The sequence below is a fragment of the uncultured Gimesia sp. genome, from assembly GCF_937919775.1.
Lineage (GTDB): Bacteria > Planctomycetota > Planctomycetia > Planctomycetales > Planctomycetaceae > Gimesia.
Genome location: NZ_CALFPF010000074.1, coordinates 1 through 3888 on the forward strand (window position 1 = coordinate 1; position 3888 = coordinate 3888).

The following is a 3888-nucleotide window of genomic DNA, read 5'->3' on the forward strand; positions in this document are numbered from 1 at the left end:
GAGCCAGTAACAACGGGAGAGAATTTGTATTGGAAATGCGGGCCAACATAGGTGTGCGATTCTGTATATTTTCTAAGGACAGTAAAATACAATTGTTGGAACGAAACAAATTGTACTCTATTGAGGAGGAACTGGGGCAAGTAAATTAGAATATCTGTCCAAACTAACAAGTGCTCGTGCGCAACACCGATAGAATTCAGATGTATATAGAATACTTCTGCTTTGAAGTAGATGCAATACGATTCGGGCTCTCTATTTTGCCAATTCGGTCTATTTGCTGGCATGACCGTTATTATCCCCAGTATTGTGCCATTTTTCCCCTGAGAAAGGCCACACTTTCCTCTAGTTCTTCCATCCCATTTACCCCGTCTTCAATGCTGATCCAGCTGTCAAAGCCGACTTCTTTGAGTTGGGAAAAGATGGTGTCGTAATCATTTAACCCTTTACCTATGACGCCGTGACTGAGTCGGCTAGCATATCCGAGGCTGTTTTCTTCTTTTCTTAAATCTTCAATCGTTCCTTCAGTCAGGTAACGATCACTGGCGTGCATGGTGACGACACGATGTTTAATGCGTTCCAGCAATTCTAACGGGTCTTCGCCGGCGAGAATGGTATTACTCGGATCATAATTAACACCGAAGTAAGGAGAGTCAATGCGCGAGACAAGGTCACAGAAGACATCCGACATCTGTGCAAATTCCGGATAATCCCAATAATTATCTTTGTAATGGTTTTCGATAATCAGCGTGATCCCGAGCTTTTCCGCCAGCGGGAGGCAGGCCTCGATTGAGGAAACCGCAAATTGTATACCTTCTTCCCGGGAGACTTCCGGTCGTCTTTGACCTGAGAGGACCCGACAATATTTCCCACCCAGAGCAGCTGTCATTTCCATCCAGAATTTTTCGTGTTCGATCTGCTCATTTCGAAACGATTCATCGGGATGTGTGAAGTCCGGTGAGCAACACATCATCGGTATTTCCAGCCCCTGATCGGTGGCCATCTTTTTCGCTTCCGGCCAAAAGTTCTTATCCTTCATTTCCAGGAAGCCGGCATAAAATTCCAGTCCATCAATGTCCAGAGTAGCAGCCAGGTCGATCCACTGGCGCAGGGTCATTTCTCCGGAAAGGCATAATTCATCCATAAAGGCTTTGGGAAACGCGGCAAGTTTTGGCATGGAATGTTCCATCGAGTCAGGTTAGAAGTATTGCACAACAGTTAGAAGGAGTTGTGCAGAATTTGAATTTGTAACAGGAGTCTCTCACGGATTTACGGAGTGAGTACGGCTTTTACAATTTCACCGGAATGCATGGTTTCAAAAGCGGTATGCCAGTCATTCAATGACCAGATTCCACCGATGATTGGTTCGATGTTTAACTGGCCTGTCGTCAGCAATCGAATCACTCTTTCCCAGATGGGCCAGTTGTGACTGAAGCTGCCTTGTAGCCGGATATTTTTTTGTACCAAAGGATCCAAAGAAAACCCCAGTGGTTGAGGCCCCCAGCCGACTTTGCTGATCCAGCCACCAGGACGCACAATTTCCAGCGATTTTTTGAGTGTGACCGAGACACCGGCTGCATCCACCACTCCATTCACGCCCAGACCATCCGTCTCCAGAGCCCATTCATCCAGGCCTTCGATAACAGGCTGGCAGCCGTAATAGCGTTCGGCAATTTCCAGGCGTCCTCTGTCTCGTTCGAGGCCAACGACAGCAACTTCGGCGCCCTGCAGCCGGGCCATTGCCGCACAAAGTAAACCAATTGGTCCCGGGCCAAACACAACGATCCGGTCTCCCGGTTGAATGTCTCCATTCATGACTACTGCATTATAAGCGACGCAGCATGGTTCAGTGAGTGCTGCTTTTTCTAATGACAGGCTATCAGGAACATGATGGAGGCAACGTGCTGGAACGCGCACAAATCGTGTCATGGCGCCGTTAACACCATATCCAAATCCTTTTCGTGTGGGGTCCAGATTGTAGCGACCTTCACGTGACATGGGGTTATCAGGATCAATGATTGCCGCGGTCTCACTGACAACGCGATCTCCTTCAGACCAGCGTTTCATCAGGCTGCCGGTCTTGTAAATCGTGCCTGCAAATTCGTGGCCGAGAACAACCGGGTAATTCACTGGCCAACTATGGTCTGCCGTCCATTGATGGAGATCGCTGCCGCAAACCCCGACAGCAGAAACTTTAAGCAGCACTTCGTCTGCACCGAAATCGGGAATCGGAATTTCCTGTAACTCCACAGAATTTGCTTCAGGGGCATAATTTACGACAGCCGTTTGTGTCAATTCAACCTGACTCATTTTTGACCTCCTACTTGAACATCACCGTAAGCGTGAACTTTTTCGCAAATCAACCTCAAGGAATCTTCCAGATTTCCGCTGGCGGTTTTGAACGAATCGGCATCGATTGTGAGGGGGGCTCCCAGTACAACCAGTGGAGCCCCGTATTCAGGAGTCTGGATGGCTTGCTCCAGAGAGAGGCCTCCGACTGCCTGAACGGGAATACTGACAGCTGCTACAACTTCTTTTAATTGATCCAACGGGCTGGGCATTCGCTCTCCCCGCGCTGCAATTCCCCGTCGTTCGTCGTAGCCGATATGGTGGATCACGTAATCACAGCCCAGGTCTTCCAGTCTTCTGGCCGCAGGCACCATGTCATCAGCCAAGTTGTCTCCCATCACTTTTACACCGTGGTCTTTGCCTGCTTTGACAACACAACGAATTGTCTCTTCATGAGCACGTGACATCACCACCACGTGTGTAGCGCCTGCCTTTGCCATCATTTCGGCTTCCAGATAACCACCGTCCATCGTTTTCAAATCGGCAACAATCGGTGTTTCCGGAAAGTGTTTGCGAAGCTCGCGAACACAATTCAAACCTTCTGCAAGAATCAGAGGCGTTCCCGCTTCCAGCCAGTCAACGCCGGCTCGCATGGCCATCGCTGCCGTTTCCAGAGCTTCTTCTATGTTGGTCAGATCTAATGAGATTTGTACGATCGGTTTCATGAAACCTGTTTCACTTTCATTGTCTACGATTGAGCGACCGAGTTTTGTTCATCTATTTAGAACAGTGATCAAACCATACTAACCGAAGAATTCGAGAATTGCGACAGCTCGGGGATTGTGTTAAGGCACGGATTTGTTGTCTTCAGTGACGAATCGACTGGGTCAGAGTTTTGCATGATTTACAAGATTTGACCTTGGACTGTTTTTCTTATCAACGCCAGCGTGTATTCGTATGTATATATTACGTTGGTTTTGCAAACGGACGATTCGGTTGTAGTCTTCGCAGGCGTTAAAGTTTGACAGCAATGTGAGAGGCGGTGTGGAATTTGCCGGTTTTGAGGTAAATTCTAATCCTTCGTATTCCGATTCGATATATGGCGTGCTGTGTCGCGCAAGTGGTACTACTGTGTGAATCTGGATGATTGTAGGACAGCCAGAAATGCCTTCTGAATTATTGGATGACTATCAAGTTCAAAATAATCTGCACGAACCCCAAGCTTCATTTGGGTTTCGGGCAATTGTTATTTTAACGGCCGCCCTGATGGGAGGGATCGGCTGTGCTCAATGGGTGAAAGGTATTCGTGTTGATACCTACGTCGGATCTCTGCAGGCGCCAAAAACGATCATTACAGCCAAAAATGACGCGGTCATCCAGGACATCCATGTTAAAGAAGGGCAGATTGTTTCCAGCGGAGAGATCGTTGTGACCCTGTTTGATCATTCTCTGGATAAAAACTGGAAAGCCAAACAACAGGAATTAGTTGCTCTGGAAACCGAACTGGAACAATCCAAGGCGAAAACAGAAGTTGAATTAGCTTTGCGCAATAAGGAAATTGAGTCGGAAGTTTTCAATGCCAAGTTGAAATCTTCGCAATAT

3 protein-coding genes and 1 pseudogene are annotated in these 3888 nt (G+C 47.7%); 1 reads left to right on the forward strand and 3 read right to left on the reverse strand.

The window, feature by feature from the left end:
- Nucleotides 1-292 precede the first annotated feature (292 nt).
- The 3 genes from Q0294_RS01940 to Q0294_RS01950 all read right to left on the reverse strand — a co-directional run bounded on the left by Q0294_RS01940 (nt 293) and on the right by Q0294_RS01950 (nt 3011).
- A complete protein-coding gene (locus tag Q0294_RS01940; RefSeq protein WP_299460334.1) occupies nt 293-1174 on the reverse strand; it encodes a sugar phosphate isomerase/epimerase family protein in 882 nt (293 codons plus the stop codon).
- A gap of 92 nt (nt 1175-1266) precedes the next feature.
- On the reverse strand, nt 1267-2307 hold the full coding sequence (locus Q0294_RS01945; protein WP_299460337.1) for a zinc-binding dehydrogenase: 1041 nt from the start codon (nt 2305-2307) through the stop codon (nt 1267-1269).
- Nucleotides 2304-3011, reverse strand: coding sequence for an orotidine 5'-phosphate decarboxylase / HUMPS family protein (locus Q0294_RS01950; protein WP_299460339.1), 708 nt, complete (start codon nt 3009-3011; stop codon nt 2304-2306). The genes Q0294_RS01945 and Q0294_RS01950 overlap by 4 nt, the downstream gene beginning before the upstream one ends.
- A 439-nt stretch (nt 3012-3450) precedes the next feature.
- On the opposite strand from Q0294_RS01950, the pseudogene Q0294_RS01955 reads away from it, so the two are divergent.
- Nucleotides 3451-3888 (forward strand): annotated as a pseudogene (locus Q0294_RS01955) (hypothetical protein); the annotation flags it as partial.

Excerpts from the sequence above, each read along its gene's own strand:
- Q0294_RS01940 (WP_299460334.1), bottom strand. The coding sequence starts at position 1,174 with ATGCCAAAACTTGCCGCGTTTCCCAAAGCCTTTATGGATGAATTATGC.
- Q0294_RS01945 (WP_299460337.1), bottom strand. The coding sequence starts at position 2,307 with ATGAGTCAGGTTGAATTGACACAAACGGCTGTCGTAAATTATGCCCCT.
- Q0294_RS01950 (WP_299460339.1), bottom strand. The coding sequence starts at position 3,011 with ATGAAACCGATCGTACAAATCTCATTAGATCTGACCAACATAGAAGAA.